The organism is Azospirillum sp. FG154 (assembly GCF_057809575.1).
In genome coordinates, this window is record NZ_JBMDKF010000007.1 from 253197 (window position 1) to 268819 (window position 15623).

At 65.7% G+C, this 15623-nt stretch carries 16 protein-coding genes and 1 tRNA gene; 16 read left to right on the forward strand and 1 reads right to left on the reverse strand.

All coding sequences use genetic code 11. The features are described from left to right. The first annotated feature begins 76 nt into the window (after positions 1–76). The 7 genes from ACODS4_RS11215 to ACODS4_RS11245 all read left to right on the forward strand — a co-directional run bounded on the left by ACODS4_RS11215 (position 77) and on the right by ACODS4_RS11245 (position 7009). Positions 77–664: a riboflavin synthase gene (locus ACODS4_RS11215; protein ID WP_488863584.1), complete on the forward strand. Its 588-nt coding sequence runs from the start codon at positions 77–79 to the stop codon at positions 662–664. Beyond that, positions 661–1800 (forward strand): 3,4-dihydroxy-2-butanone-4-phosphate synthase, encoded by a 1140-nt coding sequence (gene ribB, locus ACODS4_RS11220; protein ID WP_488863586.1) that lies wholly within the window; start codon positions 661–663, stop codon positions 1798–1800. The genes ACODS4_RS11215 and ribB overlap by 4 nt, the downstream gene beginning before the upstream one ends. Positions 1801–1836: 36 nt before the next feature. Continuing rightward, entirely contained in the window at positions 1837–2301 is a 465-nt protein-coding gene (locus tag ACODS4_RS11225; RefSeq protein ID WP_119832327.1) for a 6,7-dimethyl-8-ribityllumazine synthase, read from the forward strand. 29 nt (positions 2302–2330) lie between these two features. After that, positions 2331–2894 carry a transcription antitermination factor NusB gene (gene nusB, locus ACODS4_RS11230; RefSeq protein WP_488863588.1) on the forward strand — a complete coding sequence of 188 codons (564 nt, stop codon included), beginning with the start codon at positions 2331–2333 and terminating at the stop codon, positions 2892–2894. A 214-nt stretch (positions 2895–3108) separates the two neighbouring features. After that, on the forward strand, positions 3109–4116 hold the full coding sequence (gene thiL, locus ACODS4_RS11235; RefSeq protein WP_488863590.1) for a thiamine-phosphate kinase: 1008 nt from the start codon (positions 3109–3111) through the stop codon (positions 4114–4116). 88 nt (positions 4117–4204) lie between these two features. Then, positions 4205–4699: a hypothetical protein gene (locus ACODS4_RS11240; RefSeq protein ID WP_488863592.1), complete on the forward strand. Its 495-nt coding sequence runs from the start codon at positions 4205–4207 to the stop codon at positions 4697–4699. Between the two features lie 207 nt (positions 4700–4906). Beyond that, positions 4907–7009 carry a sodium-translocating pyrophosphatase gene (locus ACODS4_RS11245; RefSeq protein ID WP_488863594.1) on the forward strand — a complete coding sequence of 701 codons (2103 nt, stop codon included), beginning with the start codon at positions 4907–4909 and terminating at the stop codon, positions 7007–7009. Positions 7010–7091: 82 nt separating this feature from the next. Here ACODS4_RS11245 and ACODS4_RS11250 read toward each other — a convergent pair whose 3' ends face one another. After that, positions 7092–7577, reverse strand: coding sequence for an outer membrane protein assembly factor BamE (locus ACODS4_RS11250; protein ID WP_488863596.1), 486 nt, complete (start codon positions 7575–7577; stop codon positions 7092–7094). A gap of 141 nt (positions 7578–7718) precedes the next feature. On the opposite strand from ACODS4_RS11250, the gene ACODS4_RS11255 reads away from it, so the two are divergent. The 9 genes from ACODS4_RS11255 to ACODS4_RS11295 form a co-directional block, all read left to right on the forward strand. Continuing rightward, a complete protein-coding gene (locus tag ACODS4_RS11255) occupies positions 7719–8291 on the forward strand; it encodes a ubiquinol-cytochrome C chaperone family protein (protein ID WP_488863598.1) in 573 nt (190 codons plus the stop codon). 590 nt (positions 8292–8881) lie between these two features. Continuing rightward, complete coding sequence (locus tag ACODS4_RS11260; protein WP_488863600.1) at positions 8882–9463, forward strand: YceD family protein; 582 nt, start codon at positions 8882–8884, stop codon at positions 9461–9463. A 142-nt stretch (positions 9464–9605) separates the two neighbouring features. Further along, positions 9606–9794: a 50S ribosomal protein L32 gene (rpmF, locus tag ACODS4_RS11265; protein WP_119832334.1), complete on the forward strand. Its 189-nt coding sequence runs from the start codon at positions 9606–9608 to the stop codon at positions 9792–9794. Positions 9795–9864: 70 nt separating this feature from the next. Then, a complete protein-coding gene (gene plsX, locus ACODS4_RS11270; RefSeq protein ID WP_488863602.1) occupies positions 9865–10917 on the forward strand; it encodes a phosphate acyltransferase PlsX in 1053 nt (350 codons plus the stop codon). 3 nt (positions 10918–10920) lie between these two features. Next, the gene (locus tag ACODS4_RS11275) at positions 10921–11892 is read left to right on the forward strand and encodes a beta-ketoacyl-ACP synthase III (protein WP_488863604.1); all 972 of its coding nucleotides are present in this window, start codon (positions 10921–10923) and stop codon (positions 11890–11892) included. A gap of 151 nt (positions 11893–12043) precedes the next feature. Continuing rightward, positions 12044–12376, forward strand: coding sequence for an integration host factor subunit alpha (locus tag ACODS4_RS11280; protein WP_488863606.1), 333 nt, complete (start codon positions 12044–12046; stop codon positions 12374–12376). A 24-nt stretch (positions 12377–12400) separates the two neighbouring features. Next, positions 12401–12871: a MerR family transcriptional regulator gene (locus ACODS4_RS11285; protein ID WP_488863607.1), complete on the forward strand. Its 471-nt coding sequence runs from the start codon at positions 12401–12403 to the stop codon at positions 12869–12871. 93 nt (positions 12872–12964) lie between these two features. Beyond that, positions 12965–13041: transfer RNA gene (locus ACODS4_RS11290), tRNA-Pro, on the forward strand. A 202-nt stretch (positions 13042–13243) separates the two neighbouring features. Beyond that, the coding region (locus ACODS4_RS11295; RefSeq protein WP_488863608.1) for a metallophosphoesterase family protein at positions 13244–15623 on the forward strand (2380 nt) is incomplete at its 3' end.

Consider the following 15623-nt stretch of genomic DNA (forward strand, 5'->3'; position numbering starts at 1 on the left):
GACGCAACAGTCCGTTGCGTGGGCTGGGTCGTCGTCCGCGCTTCCCCTTCGCGTGAAACCTGCTAAATTCCCCAGCATGTTCACTGGAATCATCACCGACATCGGGCGCGTGCGGGCCGTGGAACGGCAGGGCGACACCCGCTTCACCATCGAGACCGGCTTCGACACGGAGACGATCGCGATCGGGGCGTCCATCGCCCACAACGGCGTTTGCCTGACGGTCATCGACAAGGGACCGGGCTGGTACGTCATCCAGGCCTCGGGGGAAACCCTGTCGAAGACCACGTTGGGCGGCTGGGACGCCGGAACGCGGGTCAATCTGGAACGCGCGTTGAAGGTTGGCGACGAGTTGGGCGGCCACATCGTGTCCGGCCATGTCGATGGCGTCGGCGCGCTGGTGGCGACCAAGCCGGAAGGCGAGTCCCTGCGGCTGATCTTTGAGGCGCCGGAGTCGCTGGCCAAATACATCGCCTCCAAGGGATCGGTCGCCATCGACGGCGTGTCGCTGACCGTCAACGAGGTGGCTGGCAATCGCTTTGGCGTCAACATCATCCCCCACACCCAAACGGCCACGACCTTCGGCGGCTTGCGGGTTGGGGATTCGGTGAATCTGGAAATTGATATGCTCGCGCGCTACGTCGCGCGGCTTGCGGGGCAGGAATGACGTCAGAGTTTCACACCTACCTGTCGTCCGCCGAGGAAATCCTCGAAGAGGCGCGCCAGGGCAAGATGTTCATCCTGGTCGATGACGAAGACCGCGAGAACGAAGGCGATCTGGTCATCCCAGCGAACTGCGCCACCCCGGAGGCGGTCAATTTCATGGCCAAGCATGGCCGTGGCTTGATTTGCCTGACGATGGACCAGGCCAACATCGAACGGCTGCGCTTGCCGCTGATGGCCCAACAGAACGCCTCGCGCCACCAAACGGCCTTCACTGTGTCGATCGAGGCGCGCGAAGGGGTGACGACCGGCATTTCCGCCGCCGACCGCGCCCGCACCATCCAGGTCGCCATCGACCCGAAATCCGGCCCGCATGACATCGCCACGCCCGGCCACATCTTCCCGCTGCTGGCGCGCGAAGGCGGGGTGCTGGTCCGCGCCGGTCACACCGAGGCGTCGGTCGACATCTCGCGCCTGTCCGGTCATCCGCCCTCGGCGGTGATCTGCGAGATCATGAACGACGACGGCACCATGGCGCGTCTGCCCGATCTGGTGCAGTTCGCTCAACTCCATGGGTTGAAGGTCGGCACCATCGCCGATCTGATCGCCTACCGCCGCCGCACCGAAACCATCGTCGAACAGCGTCTGGCCGGTTCGCTGGACAGCCGGTTCGGCGGGCGTTTCCAGACCTACATCTACACCAACAAGATCCATTACGCCGAACACATCGCGCTGGTGCGCGGCGACATTTCGGGCGACGAGCCGGTTCTGGTCCGCATGCACGCGCTGTCGGTGCTCGACGACGTGTTGGGCGACCGCAATTCCGGTCGGGCCGACGAGTTGCAGGCGTCGATGGAGCTGATCGCCAAGGAAGGGCGCGGCGTCATCGTGCTGCTGCGCGAACCTCAGCCGAACGGCCTGTCGTCGGTGCTGAAGGCGCGGTTGGAAGGGCAGGTCGGCAGCGCCCCCACCCTGCGTGATTACGGCGTCGGCGCGCAGATTCTGTTGGATCTCGGCGTCCGTTCGATGATTTTGCTGTCGAACCGGCAGAAGTCGATCATCGGGTTGGAGGGCTACGGCTTGACCGTGGTCGGCCATCGTCCCATCACGGCGACCGTCGCCGATGGCGGAACGGATTGAGGGTGAGGACCCGCTGATGGATTGGCGCCGCGCCGGATGACCGACACCCCCCACATCATGGTTGTGGACGCCCGCAGCCACGAGGACATCGCCGAGGAGTTGGCGCGCGGCGCCATCGGAGAACTGACTCGCGCGGGGGCCACGCACATTCGCTATGGCGTGCCGGGGTGTCTGGAAATTCCGGCGGCGGTGCTTTACGCCATCCGTTCGATGGATTTTTTTACGGCGCGCAAGCGGTTCGACGGCTATGTCGCGCTGGGCTGCGTGATTCGGGGCGAGACGACGCGCTACGACACAATCTGCGCCGAAAGCGCGCGTGGGCTTCAGGATCTGGCGTTGCGTTACACTCTGGCGGTCGGCAACGGCATCCTGACGGTGGAAAATCGCGAACAGGCCTGGGTGCGCGCCAACGTCGGATCCAAGAATATGGGCGGGGCCGCCGCGCGGGCCTGCCTTGACATGATTGACCTGAAGCGCAAATTCCGCCTCTATCCGCGTTGATCCCTTTTTCAGTGACTGCAAAGACCATCATGAGCAACGACGACGCGGCCAGCCGCGCGACACCCAAGCGCAAATCCGGCGGCCGCAACCGGACCGGCGGCGGTTCCGCCAAGGCCCGCCGCAAGGCCGCCCGCCTGGGCGCGGTGCAGGCGCTGTACCAGATCGACCTGACCGGCGCGGCGGTGGAAACCGTGGTGGGCGAGTTTGTGGCCCATCGCTTGGGCGAGGAAATCGACGGAACCAAATTCGTCGCCGGGGATCCGCAACTGTTTTCCGACATCGTGCGCGGGGCCATGCACCGCAAGGCCGAGGTGGACAGCGTGTTGACGGCGGCGCTCGACCCGCGCTTTCCCATCGACCGGCTGGAATTGCTGCTGCGCGCCATCCTGCGCGCCGGTGCCTATGAGATCGCCGTCCATCTCGACACCCACCCGCGCATCCTCATCAGCGAGTATGTGGACGTCGGCCACGCCTTCTTCGCCGGGCGCGAACCGGCGATGGTGAACGGCGTGCTCGATCATGTCGCCCGCGCCCTGCGCGCCGACGATCTGGCCAAGCCCGACCCGTCGCGCGGCGGTCCGTCGGCGGAGTGAACTTTGGACAACGCTTGCGGCGGTCTCCCTCTCCCCCCTGGGGAGAGGGGCGGGGTGAGGGGGCTGCGGGGCGTTGCGCGTTGCGGGTGACAACGATGTTTTTAAGCGGTCCCGCGTTCCTGATCGTCACGCGAAGCAACGCGGCGTCGCCCCCTCACCCTAACCCTCTCCCCGGGGGGGAGAGGGGATTGTGCGGAGGATGGTTGGCGATCCGATGACCGCGCGCCCGTTTTCCCCATCGCCGCTTGGGGAATTTGACCGCATCACCCGCTATTTCAAACCGCTGGCCGCTGGTTTCGCGGGCGCGCGCGGGCTGCGCGACGACGCCGCCGTGTTTGGCGTGCCGCCGGGCTTCGAGTTGGTCGTCACCGCCGACGCCATGGTGGCGGGCGTGCATTTCTTCCCCGACGATTCGCCGGGCGACATCGCCGCGAAACTGCTCCGCACCAACCTGTCCGATCTGGCCGCCATGGGGGCGGAGCCGTTGGCCTACACCTTGACCACGGCCCTGCCGCGCGACCTGGGCGAGGCGTGGCTCGCCGCCTTCGCCGCCGGTCTGGGCGAGGATCAGGCGCGTTTCAACATTGGCTTGGCCGGGGGCGATTCGGTGTCCACCCGTGGGCCGATCACCCTGTCGGTCACGGCCTTCGGTCTGGTTCCGGCGGGCCGCGCCCTGCCGCGCTGGGGTGGGGCGGTGGGCGACCGGCTGTTTGTTTCCGGCTGTATCGGCGACGCGGCGTTGGGGGTGGAGATCGCCTACGGTCGCTTGACGGTGGACGACGCGGCGGCGCGGGCGCATCTGCTGCGCCGTTTGCGTCGCCCCGACCCACGCACGACTCTTGGCCCGCGCTTGATCGGTCTGGCCAGCGGCGCGCTGGACGTGTCGGACGGTTTGGTGGCCGATCTGGGGCATCTGTGCGAGGAATCCGGTTGCGCCGCCCGGCTGGACGCGGCCTCCGTGCCGTTGTCCGACGCGGCGCGCGGGGTGATTGGCGACGACCCGGCGCGGTTGGCCTTGGCGCTGACCGGCGGCGACGATTACGAGTTGCTGTTTTCCGCGCCGAACTCGGCGACGTCCGCCCTGACGGCGCTGGGGGAGAGCCTTGGCGTGCCGATCACGGCGGTCGGTTGGCTCGAAGCGGGCGTTCCCGGAACCGTCCGCGTGCTTGACCAGCGCGGCGCGCCGCTGGCCTTGCCTCGGCGTGGCTGGGATCATTTTTGAGCGTTCCGGCCTTTGACGGGCGCCCGTTTGTCCGCAGCGCCCATTTAAGACAATCGAAAGCAAGGGCGGGGCAGGCTGCGCCGCGCCGGTGGGCCGTGTTTCCTCCTTTGATTGGGTGTCGCCTGTGGTCAAGTCGCTGATTGTGCTGGTCTTGGGCATCCTGCTGTTGGGTGGGGCCGGGTTTGGCGGCTGGTACGTCTATTCCAACTATCTGCTTCCTCATGAGGGCGCCGAACCGAAAAAAGTCGAGCCGCCGCCCAAACCGCCCACCGCCTTTGTCCGTCTGCCGCCGCTGGTCGTGCCGGTGATCGGCGCCACCCGAGTCGAGCAATTCGTCACCGTCGTGGTGACGATGGAGGTGGTTCTGGAAAAGCAGCCGATGGTTCAGGCCAACCAAACCCGGATGAGCGACGCCTTTCTCACCGCGCTGTATGGCGCGGTCGCCGACAAGTCGGTTCTGCACGGGCCATTGGTCAATATTCCTGCCGTAAAAGAAAAACTGAGCGAGGCCGCCAATAAGGTGATGGGACCGGGCGTCGTTCTGGATGTTCTGGTTCAGGCGGTGACACAGCGCAATCTTTAGCGTTGTTGTGCGTTGCGGTCGTCGAGGCTTCTGACGAAGGTCAGATATGACCCTGGCCAATTCGCCGCGCCATCAAAGACATGGCGGCGGTTGCAAAGATTTGCGCCGTTCGGCATGCTTTCCCGGAGAACACTTGCGCCCGACTTCTCCCGCTCTTTTTCGGGAGTCGGCTTTCGCGGGCGGACCTTTCAAAAATCGGGGGATGCGATGGCTTTAGCGTTCATCGTCATCATTGCCAGTGGCCTGCTTGCGCTGGCCTATGGCTATCGTGCCGGAAAAGAGGTCATGGCCGCGTCGCCGGGAACCGAGCGGATGCAGGCCATCGCCGCAGCGGTGCAGGAGGGCGCGCGCGCTTACCTGAACCGGCAATACACCACCATCGCCGTGGCGGGCGTCGTTCTGCTGTTGATTTTGGGCGCGACTCTGGGATTGCCGGTCGCCATCGGCTTTCTGATCGGGGCGATCCTGTCGGGTCTGGCGGGCTACATCGGCATGAACGTGTCGGTGCGCGCCAACGTCCGCACCGCGCAGGCGGCGACCAACGGGCTGGCCCCGGCGCTCGACATCGCGTTCAAATCCGGGGCGATCACCGGCATGCTGGTGGTCGGGCTGGGGCTGTTGGGCGTCGGCGGCTATTACGGGGTGTTGATGTCGATCTACCGCGTCACCGACCCCGAGCAGGTCCGCACGGTGTTGGAAGCGTTGGTGGCGCTCAGCTTCGGCGCCTCGTTGATTTCCATTTTCGCCCGGTTGGGCGGCGGCATCTTCACCAAGGGGGCCGACGTCGGCGCCGATCTGGTCGGCAAGGTCGAGGCGGGCATCCCGGAGGACGATCCGCGCAATCCGGCGGTCATCGCCGACAATGTCGGCGACAATGTCGGCGACTGCGCCGGCATGGCCGCCGATCTGTTCGAGACCTACGCCGTGACCATCGTCGCCACCATGCTGTTGGCGGCGATCTTCTTTTCCGGCGACGTCGTTCGTTCAATGCTGGTCTATCCGCTGGTGATCGGCGCTGTCTGCATCGTCGCCTCGGTCGCCGGGACCTTCGCGGTCAAGCTTGGCGCCGACAACAACATCATGAACGCGCTCTACAAGGGGTTGGCGGCGACGGCGGGCATCTCGCTGGTGTTGATCCTGATCGTCACCGCCGTGATGTTCGGCTTCACCCGACCGCTGGCGATGAGCGACGGCTTGACCATCACCGGCATGAATCTGTTCGTATCGTCCCTGGTCGGGTTGGGCGTCACCGGCCTGCTGGTGTGGATCACCGAATTTTACACCTCCACCGCCTTCCGCCCGGTGCGCGGCATCGCCAAGGCGTCGGAAACCGGGCATGGCACCAACGTGATCCAGGGCTTGGCGGTGTCGATGGAGTCCACCGCGCTGCCGGTGCTGGTGATTTGCGCGGGCATTCTGATCGCCCATGGGCAGGCGGGGATTTTCGGCATCGGCATCGCCGCGACGACCATGCTGGCGCTGGCGGGCATGGTGGTGGCGCTCGATGCTTACGGCCCGGTGACGGACAACGCGGGCGGCATCGCCGAAATGGCCGACATGCCCAAAGAGGTTCGCGTCACCACCGACGCGTTGGACGCGGTGGGCAACACCACCAAGGCGGTGACGAAGGGCTACGCCATCGGTTCCGCCGGTCTGGCGGCGCTGGTGCTGTTCGCCGCCTATGTCCAGGATCTCGGCCATTATTTCCCCAAGGTGAAGGTCGAGTTCAAGCTGGACGACCCCTATGTCGTTGTCGGGCTGTTGATCGGCGGCTTGTTGCCCTATCTGTTCGGCTCCATGGGGATGACGGCGGTCGGGCGCGCCGCCGGATCGGTGGTGGTCGAGGTGCGCCGCCAGTTCCGCGAGATCCCCGGCATCATGGAGGGCACGGCCAAACCCGATTACGGTCGGGCGGTGGACATGCTGACCAAGGCGGCGATTCGCGAGATGGTGATTCCGTCGCTGCTGCCGGTTCTGGCCCCGGTGGTTCTGTATGTCGTCATCGCCGCGATTGGCGGTCAGGCGGCGGCTTTCGCCGCGCTGGGGGCCATGCTGTTGGGGACCATCGTCACCGGCGTTTTCGTCGCCATCTCGATGACGTCGGGCGGCGGGGCCTGGGACAACGCCAAGAAATACATTGAAGAGGGCAACCACGGCGGCAAGGGATCCGACGCGCACAAGGCGGCGGTGACGGGCGACACCGTGGGCGATCCGTACAAGGACACCGCTGGCCCGGCGGTCAATCCAATGATTAAGATCACCAACATCGTGGCGATCCTGTTGCTGGCGATTTTGGCCCAACTCGCCTGAGTCCAGACGATTCTGAAACGCAAAAGGGCGGGAACCCGCGAAGGTTCCCGCCCTTTTGGCGTCGCTGGAAGGCGTCAGGCGATCAGTGGCCCGGTCCTTTGCTCTTGGTGTCCTTGGCGGAGAAGCGCCCGACATTCCCGAGCATCTGCTCAAAGAAGGTCATTTCACGCCCGGCGGTCGGGGTGGAGCGATCCACCATTTCGACGTCTTGCCCGTTGGTCTCGTCGAGCTTCTTGATCTCGCGCACCACGCCCGCCTGGTCGAAGCGGACGATCAGCACGCGGCGCTCGACCACTTCGGGTTGGAAGAAGGCGGTCTTTTCGGTCTTTTGCCCGATGTAATACCAGACGTTCGGATCGAAGGTTCCGACGGAGGTCGGCGTGCCAAGCACGGCGGCGACGTCGTCCCGACGGCTTTGGCCCGGCTGAAGCTCGGCCACGCGCTCCGGGTCGGTCAGATTGCCGCGTTGGGCGGTGACGGGCGTGCAGCCGGAAACCGCCAGACCCGGAAGGATGACGGCGCCCAGCAGGGCGACGGCGCGAAACGCGGAAGGAATCGATATCGTCATGGTGCTCAGGCTATGATGGGCCAGCGGATGGGAACGGCAAGGCCGCGCAAGGCGCGTTCGCCGGTTCCACGCTGCGGGGACCATCGCACCCGGCCCTCCGTTCTGTCAACGAAACTCCGAGTCTTCAAGAAAGCGCCAACCGTGTCAGACAGTCTTTTCGGGCGCCTGTTCGGGCGGTTTTCCGCCGCCGCCGCCGCCCGTCCGGTGGATGGCCTGTTCGCCGGCATCGTCGCCCAGGCGCGCCAACCGGATTTCTACCGTGGGCTTGGCGTGCCGGACACGCTGGACGGTCGATTCGATCTGGTGGCCCTGCATTGCTTTTTGACCATGCGCCGGTTGAAGGGGCAGGGGGCCGCCGCCGCCGCCCTGTCGCGGCGCCTCTATGAACGGATGATCGACGATTTCGAGAAGTCCCTGATGGAGATGGGCGTCGGCGACACCGGCATCGGGCGGCGGGTGAAAACGATGGCGCGCGGCATGGCCGGACGGATCAAGGCCTATGACGAGGCGCTGGCCGACTCCGATGATCGCCGGTTGGAGGTGGCGTTGGACAACAACGTCTATGGCACGCTGGAGGAAACCGACCCGGCCCATCTCGCCGCCCTGACCGCCTATGTCCGAACCGCCGCCGCGCATTTGGAAGCGCAGGCGTTGGAGTCGCTGTTGGCGGGGCGGGCGTCATTTCCTGTCGTGGTTCGGGCGGGGGAGGGGTGAGGTTTGACACCGATGAACACAGATGAACACAGATTGAATAAGAATGTGAGCGCCGCTCGACGGGCAAGCCTTTGAGGCGGGGATTGAAATCTTGGGCTGTCATCGGCTGACGACCGCATCGCCGGATCGAATGTTCATCGGTGTCCATCTGTGTTCATCGGTGTCAAAAAATCCTGACGCTCTTCCCCGCCGCCCCACGGCGAAAGGCCCGAATCCCTCAGCGTCGCTCTTGCCTCTCGGCCCATCCGGTTGCATGTGACGTGGGGAAGGGTGATGTTTGACACCGATAAACACAAATTGAATGAGAATGTGGGCGCCGCTCGGCGGGCAAGCCGCTGAGGCGGGAATTAAATTTTACGCCGGTATCGGCTGACGACCACGCTGCCGGATCGAATGTTCATCGGTGTCCATCTGTGTCCATCGGTGTCAAAAAATCCTGACGCTCCTCCCAACCGCCCCAAGGCGAAAGTCCCGAATCCCTCAACGTCCCTCTTGCCTTTCGGTCGGTCCGGTTGCATGTGACGTCATGCGCCGGAGTCGAGTCGCCCCTTGGGCGCGGCTCCGGTTGGTTTTCCAAGGACGACTCCGCCATGACCGACCCCAGCGCCCTCATCCCCGCGCCGGAATTTTCGCGCAAAATCAGCGCCGACGCCGTGCGCCGCGCCCCGCTGACCGAAACCATCGAGGCCAACGAGCAGGAGCGCAAGGCGCTGGCCGAACGGTTCGAGCTGGAGTCCATCGGTCGTCTGACCGCCACCATCCGCCTGCGCGCCACGCGCGGCGGCTCGATGATCCGCGTGTCGGGGCGGCTGGAGGCCGAGGTGGTGCAGACCTGCATCATCACGCTGGATCCCGTCCCCGCCCATGTCGAGGATGAGTTCGAGGCGCTGTTCGCCCCGGAATCGCTGATCGAAGACCCGGGCGAGGAGATTGATTTCGACCCGACCCTGTCCGACGCCGACATTCCCGAACCGATGCAGAACAACCGCGTCGACATTGGCGAATTGACGGCGCAGCATCTGTCCTTGGCGCTCAACCCCTACCCGCAGGTCGAAGGCGCGGTGTTTGAAGGATTCGACGACGGCCCGCTCGACGAAGAGGAGGCCGTCCTGGAAGAACCGGAGAAACCCAACCCGTTCGCGGCCTTGCAGCGCCTGAAGCCGCGCGACTGACCCCTGTTTGGCGGGGGGCTGACGATCATGGGTTTCAGGGTTGTTCGCGCTTGCCCTGCGGGGACATTTGCCTTATTGAATGCCGCTCGCGTTGGGCGGCCCCTGTTCGGGCCGCCTTTTACCATCAAGAGAGTTTACGGTCATGGCTGTTCCGAAGAAGAAGACCTCCAAGTCGCGTCGCAACATGCGTCGTTCGCACCACGCGCTGCCGACCTCGTCCTACGCCGAGTGCACGAACTGCGGCGAGCTGAAGCGTCCGCACCACGTCTGCGGGTCTTGCGGCCATTACGACCAGCGCGAAGTGGTTCAGAGCGGCGCTGCCGCCGCTTGATCCTCGTCGGGTTGTCGCGGGTCATGATGTTCCAGGGCGTGCGCCGTCCTAGCCGGGGAGTGTGCTCGCGGTGAGCCAGCGCCTGACCATCGCCCTGGACGCCATGGGTGGGGATCTCGGTCCCGACATGGTGATCGCCGGGGCGGACATCGCGCGGGAACGTCATCCCGACGTGACGTTTCTGCTGTTCGGCGATTCCCAGCGAATCGAGCCGCTGCTGAACCAGCGGCCCGCGCTGAAGGCGGTTGCGGAGATCCGCCACACGCCCGACGCGGTGGCTGGGGACGCCAAGCCTGCGGTCGCCTTGCGCGCCGGGCGCCAGTCCAGCATGCGGCTCGCCATCGACGCGGTGGCGAACGGGCAGGCGGCGTGCGTCGTGTCGGCTGGCAACACCGGCGCCCTGATGGCGATGGCGAAGTTCGTGCTGAAGACGCTGCCCGGTATTGACCGGCCGGCGATCGCGTCGTTCTTCCCGACCCAACGGGGCGAGAGCATCATGCTGGATCTCGGCGCCAACGCCGAATGCCAGCCGGAGAATCTCGTCCAGTTCGCGGTGATGGGGGCGGTCTTCGCCCGCGCCGTGCTGGGGCTGCCGGAACCGACCATCGGCGTGCTGAACATCGGCTCGGAAGACATGAAGGGCAACGAGGTGGTGCGCGCGGCGGCGGCGACGCTGCGCGACATGCCGTTGCCCGGTCGCTTCCACGGCTTTGTCGAGGGCAACGACATTGGCCTCGGCACCGTGGATGTGGTTGTGACCGACGGTTTCACCGGCAACGTCGCCCTGAAAACCGCCGAGGGCACGGCCAAGCTGTTCGCCGAGTTCCTGCGGCGGACGTTCGAGTCGTCGCTGTTGGCGCGCGTCGGCTATCTGCTGGCGCGCGGGGCGTTCAAACGCTTCAAGCAGCGCATCGACCCGCGCCGCTACAACGGCGCCATGTTCTTGGGATTGCGCGGCGTCTGCGTGAAGAGCCATGGCGGCACCGACGCCATCGGCTTCGCCAACGCGGTGGCCGTGGCGATCAATCTGGCGGCGCACGGTTTCAACGAGCGCATCAAGGAAGAGATGAGCCGCGTCGCCGACGCGCACCCTCTTCCCGACACGAAGGCGGCGGCGGGCTGAATCATGGTCAAGCGTTCCCGAGTTCTGGGCTGCGGCACATATCTGCCGGCCAACGTCGTCACCAACCGTGACCTGGAACAACGGGTGGACACCACCGACGAGTGGATTGTCCAACGCACCGGGATTCGGTCGCGCCACATCGCCGCCGATGGCGAAATGACGTCCGATCTGGCCATCGCCGCCGCGACTCGCGCGCTGGAGCATGCCGGGATTCCGGCCAGCAGCGTCGATTGCGTCATTCTGGCGACCACCACCCCCGACAACACCTTTCCGGCGACGGCGACCAAGGTGCAGGCGGCGCTTGGCACGGTGGGCTTCGCCATGGACATCCAGGCGGTGTGCGCCGGATTCGTCTACGCCCTGTCGGTGGCCGATAATTTCATCCGGGGCGGTCAGGTCCGGCGGGCGCTGGTGATCGGCGCCGAAACCTTCTCGCGCATTCTCGACTGGAACGACCGCGCCACCTGCGTGCTGTTCGGCGACGGCGCGGGCGCGGTGGTGCTGGAGGGCTACGACGCCAAGGGCGATTCGAGCGACCGGGGCGTGTTGTCCACCCATCTCCATTCCGACGGCGCGCAGTATGACCTGCTCTATGTCGATGGCGGTCCGTCCTCCACCGGCACGGTCGGCCATGTCCGCATGCAGGGGCAGGAAATTTTCCGCCACGCCGTCAGCAAGCTGTCGGGCGTGGTGGAAGAGGCGCTGGTCGCCAACGGGCTGGAATCCACCGACATTGACTGGATGGTTCCCCATCAGGCGAATCGCCGCATCATCGACGGGCTGGCCCGCAAGATGAAGCTGGCCCCGGAAAAGGTGGTGCTGACCGTCGATCACCACGGCAACACCTCGGCGGCGTCGATTCCGCTGGCCTTGGGCGAAGCGGTGGCCGATGGGCGGATCAAGCGCGGCGATCTGGTGCTGATGGAAGCCATCGGCGGCGGGTTGACCTGGGGGTCGGCGCTGGTCCGCTGGTAAAGCGGCTAAGCCTGTTCAGCCCTTTTGCATACGCCTGCGGATTGCTGCAACGCGAGAGCGTTGACCGCTAAGCCCTTGCCAAGCTTTTGAATTGACGGACCTTCTTCGGTCGGATTACCGTCTTCCCACTGGTTGCGGGGGGAGACGATCCATGACCCAGAACACCGTCACGCGCGCCCAACTCAGCGAAGCCGTCTATCAAGAAGTCGGTTTGTCGCGCAACGAATCCGCCGATCTGGTGGAAACCGTTCTCGATGAAATCTCCGACGCGCTGGCGCGCGGCGAGATGGTCAAGATCTCGTCCTTCGGCAGTTTTCAGGTCCGCCAGAAGGGCGAGCGCATTGGCCGCAACCCCAAGACCGGGGAAGAGGTGCCGATTTTGCCGCGCCGCGTTCTGGTCTTTCGCGCCAGCCATGTGCTGAAAAACCGCATCAACGAGCTTCAGGACGCGGCGGACGCGGCCAACGCGCGGGCGGCCTCCTGATGAGGCTGACGCGGCGCTGACGCCATGAAGTCGGCGACGGCCTTCCGCACCATCAGCGAGGTCGCGACCGACCTGAGGGTGCCGCAGCATGTCCTGCGTTTTTGGGAAACCAAATTCCCGCAGATCCGCCCGTTGAAACGCGGCGGCGGGCGACGCTATTACCGGCCCGAGGATGTGGAGCTGCTGCGGCGAATCCAGGCGCTGCTGTATGAGGAACGCTACACCATCAAGGGCGTCCAGCGGCTGTTGAAGGAAGGCCGCGTGGCGAATCCAACCCCGCCGCTTCCCGAAGACGCGGACGACGATGCCGGGCCGGACGAAGCGGGGGAGGGCGTCCCGGCGCATGAGCCGATTGATCTGGCCGCGTTGCCGGAGGATGAGCCGCCGGGGCTGCCCAGCGATCTGCGCCATGATTTGCTGATGGTTCTGGACGAGTTGAAGGCGCTGCGCGGGGTGTTGGCGCGGTTGTCGGGGCGGGATGAAAAAAACTGCTAAAAGCGTTGCGGGAATGGTTGCATCGCCAAAAGCCCGCCGCTATAGTCCCGTTCCCGTTCGGAACCAAGCCGCAGCCCGCTGCGGTTTGAATGACGGAGCGTAGCGCAGCCTGGTAGCGCATCAGACTGGGGGTCTGGGGGTCGCAGGTTCGAATCCTGTCGCTCCGACCAGTTCCGAACGGAAAAAGCCCTGAAGCCTTTGGCTTCGGGGCTTTTTGCTGTTCGCGCGCGGGGCGGGCCGGGTTGATTTCCGGTGTCAGGTTCAACCACAATGGCGCGTTCCTGATCGTCCTTGCGCGCGGCGCGCAGCCCGGCGGTTGGAGTTCGGGCGCTTCGGTCCAGGGGGCGGGGTGGTTGCACGCGAAGGGCGGTCATGAAGGCGCGTTGGCTTCACATTTCGGATTTTCATTTCGCGGGCGGCGATCCCTATGACCGGAACGTCGTGCTGAACGCGCTGGTCGCGTCCCTGCGGAGTTTCCAGAGCCAAGGGCATGGGGCCGACCTGGTGTTCGCCACCGGCGACATCGCGCAGAGCGGCAAGGCCAGCGAATACGCCGCCGCGACTGGTTTTTTCGACGCGGTGCTGAAAGAACTGGGCCTGGAGCGGAACCGGCTGTTCGTTGTGCCGGGCAATCACGATGTGGACCGCGAGGTGGGGGAAGACTTACGGCGTAGCCTGGACTCCGGCGAAAAAGCGGACAAATACTTCCAACCGGATCGCGCGAAACATCACATCACCTTCAAACAGGCCGCGTTTCTGGCGTGGTACAACCAGTATTTCGCCGGGATTCGGGTCTTTCCCGAACGCACCACCTGCGGGCCGGTGGAGGCGGTGGATTTGCCGGGCGGTCGTCTCGGCGTGTTGCCGATCAACAGCGCCCTGTTCTGTCAGGGCGACGACGATCACGGCAAGCTGTGGGTCGGGCGGCGTTGCCTGGAGGAGGCGCTTGCGGCGTTGAAGGCGCAGAAGCCGGATTTGTCCGTGACCTTGCTGCATCACCCGCTCGATTGGCTGCACCATGCGGAGGGGGCGAACATCAAAGCGGCGCTGGAGCGGGATGTTGATCTGATCTTGCGCGGACACCTGCACGAGGGCGACGTCGCTGCCGCCAAGGGAATCAGCGGGGAAACGCTGCACATCGCGGCGGGAGCGACCTATCAGAAGCGTAAGTGGCCGAATCGCGCCTTCTTCGCCACGGTGGAGGGCGGGCAGGTCAAGCTCTTCCCGATTCGCTATGAAGACAGCCCGCAAGAACGCTGGACGGTCGATCCCAGCCTGTTTCCAGATCCCCCCTACACGGGGGCGTTCCCCGTCGCGCGGTTGGCGCGGCCCCAGGCCCCATCCGCGATTCCAGTCACTCCGCCGTCGCCGTCATCGGCGGCGCCGCGCACCAACATTCCGGCGTTGCGGAAGCTGACGTTGGTTGGGCGGGATGAGCTGTTGGCGCAGGTCGGCGCGGTATTGGGCGCGCCGGAGCGGGATTCGGTGTTGGTGCTGCGTGGCGCGCCGGGGGTGGGGAAAAGCGAATTGGCCCGCGAATACGCGCGGCGCAACGCCCATCGCTACCCCGGCGGCGCTTTCGTGATCGAGGCGGGCGCGCGGGCCATCGCGGTTGGCTTGGCAGAAATCGGGCGGGCGCATCTGGACCTGAGCTTTCCGCCCGATCTGCCGCTGGACGATCAGGGCGTGCGGGTGGCCCGCGCGCTGCGCGCCGCGCCCTGCCTGCTGATTTTCGACAATGTCGTGGCGGTGGACGACATCCGTCCCTGGCTGCCGCCCGCCGGAACGCCCGGTCACACGCTGTTGACCACGCTGCTGGATTCCTGGGGGGCGGTCGCCCCCGATCTGGTCGTTCAACCGCTGCCGGACGCCGACGCGCTGACATTGGTCGAACAGCTCGCCGGGGCGGAGATCGCCCGCAGCCATGGGGCGGCGCTGCTGCGGCAGGCCGGGGGGCTGCCGGTGCAACTGGTCCCGGCCTCTGCGACGCTGAAGAAAGAGGCGGAGCGTGGGCGGCTGGCCGTCGTCGGCCTGTCGCTGGAGCCGTCAACGGAGCGGAGCTTCGGCGGGGTGTATCAGCGGTTGGAGCCGTCGGCGCAACTGCTGCTGCACGCGGCGGCCCGTTTGGAGTCGCAAGCCATCGCCAGCGACGCGCTGGCCGAGCATCTGACGACCGGGGCGGGCTGGACCGAGGCGATGTTCCACAGCCATCTCACCGCCTGTCTGGATCTGCATCTGCTGGACGGCGCGGCGACGCTGCGGATGCACCAACTCTTCGCCGCCTTCCTCAACGCGCAACCCGTGGCCCCAGCCCTGGCCGATTCGTTCCAGCGCGTCGTCGCGGCCCAGGCCCGCGCGCTGGTGGTGGCGGCGCGCGATGTGACGAAGCAGCCGAACCGGGCGGATTTGACGGCGCGTCTGTTCCTGTTCCAGCCGGACGCCGCGCGCTGGATCGTTCCAGGGGCGGGGTTGACGGCGGATGACGCCCGAGCGGTTGGCCGGGCGCTTTACGAGATTGGCCGGTTTGAGGAGGGGTTGGCGTGGCATATTTGGGCGGTGGAGAAAGCCGACCAGGGGGCTTCGGACGATCCGGTGGATCACGAGAGAAAAGGCATGGGACTACACTCTGTTGGCGCCTGCCTGTCCCGTCTTGGTCAACCCGCTGTCGCGCAAGAGTGGTTTGAACGCTCGGTTGCGGAGAAGGAGCAAGGCGACGTCCAGGGGCGTGTCGATCATGCGAGCCTTGGCCTCA

What these genes read in the sequence shown, in the direction of transcription:
- ACODS4_RS11215 (WP_488863584.1), top strand. Translation starts at nt 77, where the DNA reads ATGTTCACTGGAATCATCACCGACATCGGGCGCGTGCGGGCCGTGGAA.
- ribB (WP_488863586.1), top strand. Translation starts at nt 661, where the DNA reads ATGACGTCAGAGTTTCACACCTACCTGTCGTCCGCCGAGGAAATCCTC.
- ACODS4_RS11225 (WP_119832327.1), top strand. Translation starts at nt 1,837, where the DNA reads ATGACCGACACCCCCCACATCATGGTTGTGGACGCCCGCAGCCACGAG.
- nusB (WP_488863588.1), top strand. Translation starts at nt 2,331, where the DNA reads ATGAGCAACGACGACGCGGCCAGCCGCGCGACACCCAAGCGCAAATCC.
- thiL (WP_488863590.1), top strand. Translation starts at nt 3,109, where the DNA reads ATGACCGCGCGCCCGTTTTCCCCATCGCCGCTTGGGGAATTTGACCGC.
- ACODS4_RS11245 (WP_488863594.1), top strand. Translation starts at nt 4,907, where the DNA reads ATGGCTTTAGCGTTCATCGTCATCATTGCCAGTGGCCTGCTTGCGCTG.
- ACODS4_RS11250 (WP_488863596.1), bottom strand. Translation starts at nt 7,577, where the DNA reads ATGACGATATCGATTCCTTCCGCGTTTCGCGCCGTCGCCCTGCTGGGC.
- ACODS4_RS11260 (WP_488863600.1), top strand. Translation starts at nt 8,882, where the DNA reads ATGACCGACCCCAGCGCCCTCATCCCCGCGCCGGAATTTTCGCGCAAA.
- rpmF (WP_119832334.1), top strand. Translation starts at nt 9,606, where the DNA reads ATGGCTGTTCCGAAGAAGAAGACCTCCAAGTCGCGTCGCAACATGCGT.
- ACODS4_RS11275 (WP_488863604.1), top strand. Translation starts at nt 10,921, where the DNA reads ATGGTCAAGCGTTCCCGAGTTCTGGGCTGCGGCACATATCTGCCGGCC.
- ACODS4_RS11280 (WP_488863606.1), top strand. Translation starts at nt 12,044, where the DNA reads ATGACCCAGAACACCGTCACGCGCGCCCAACTCAGCGAAGCCGTCTAT.
- ACODS4_RS11285 (WP_488863607.1), top strand. Translation starts at nt 12,401, where the DNA reads ATGAAGTCGGCGACGGCCTTCCGCACCATCAGCGAGGTCGCGACCGAC.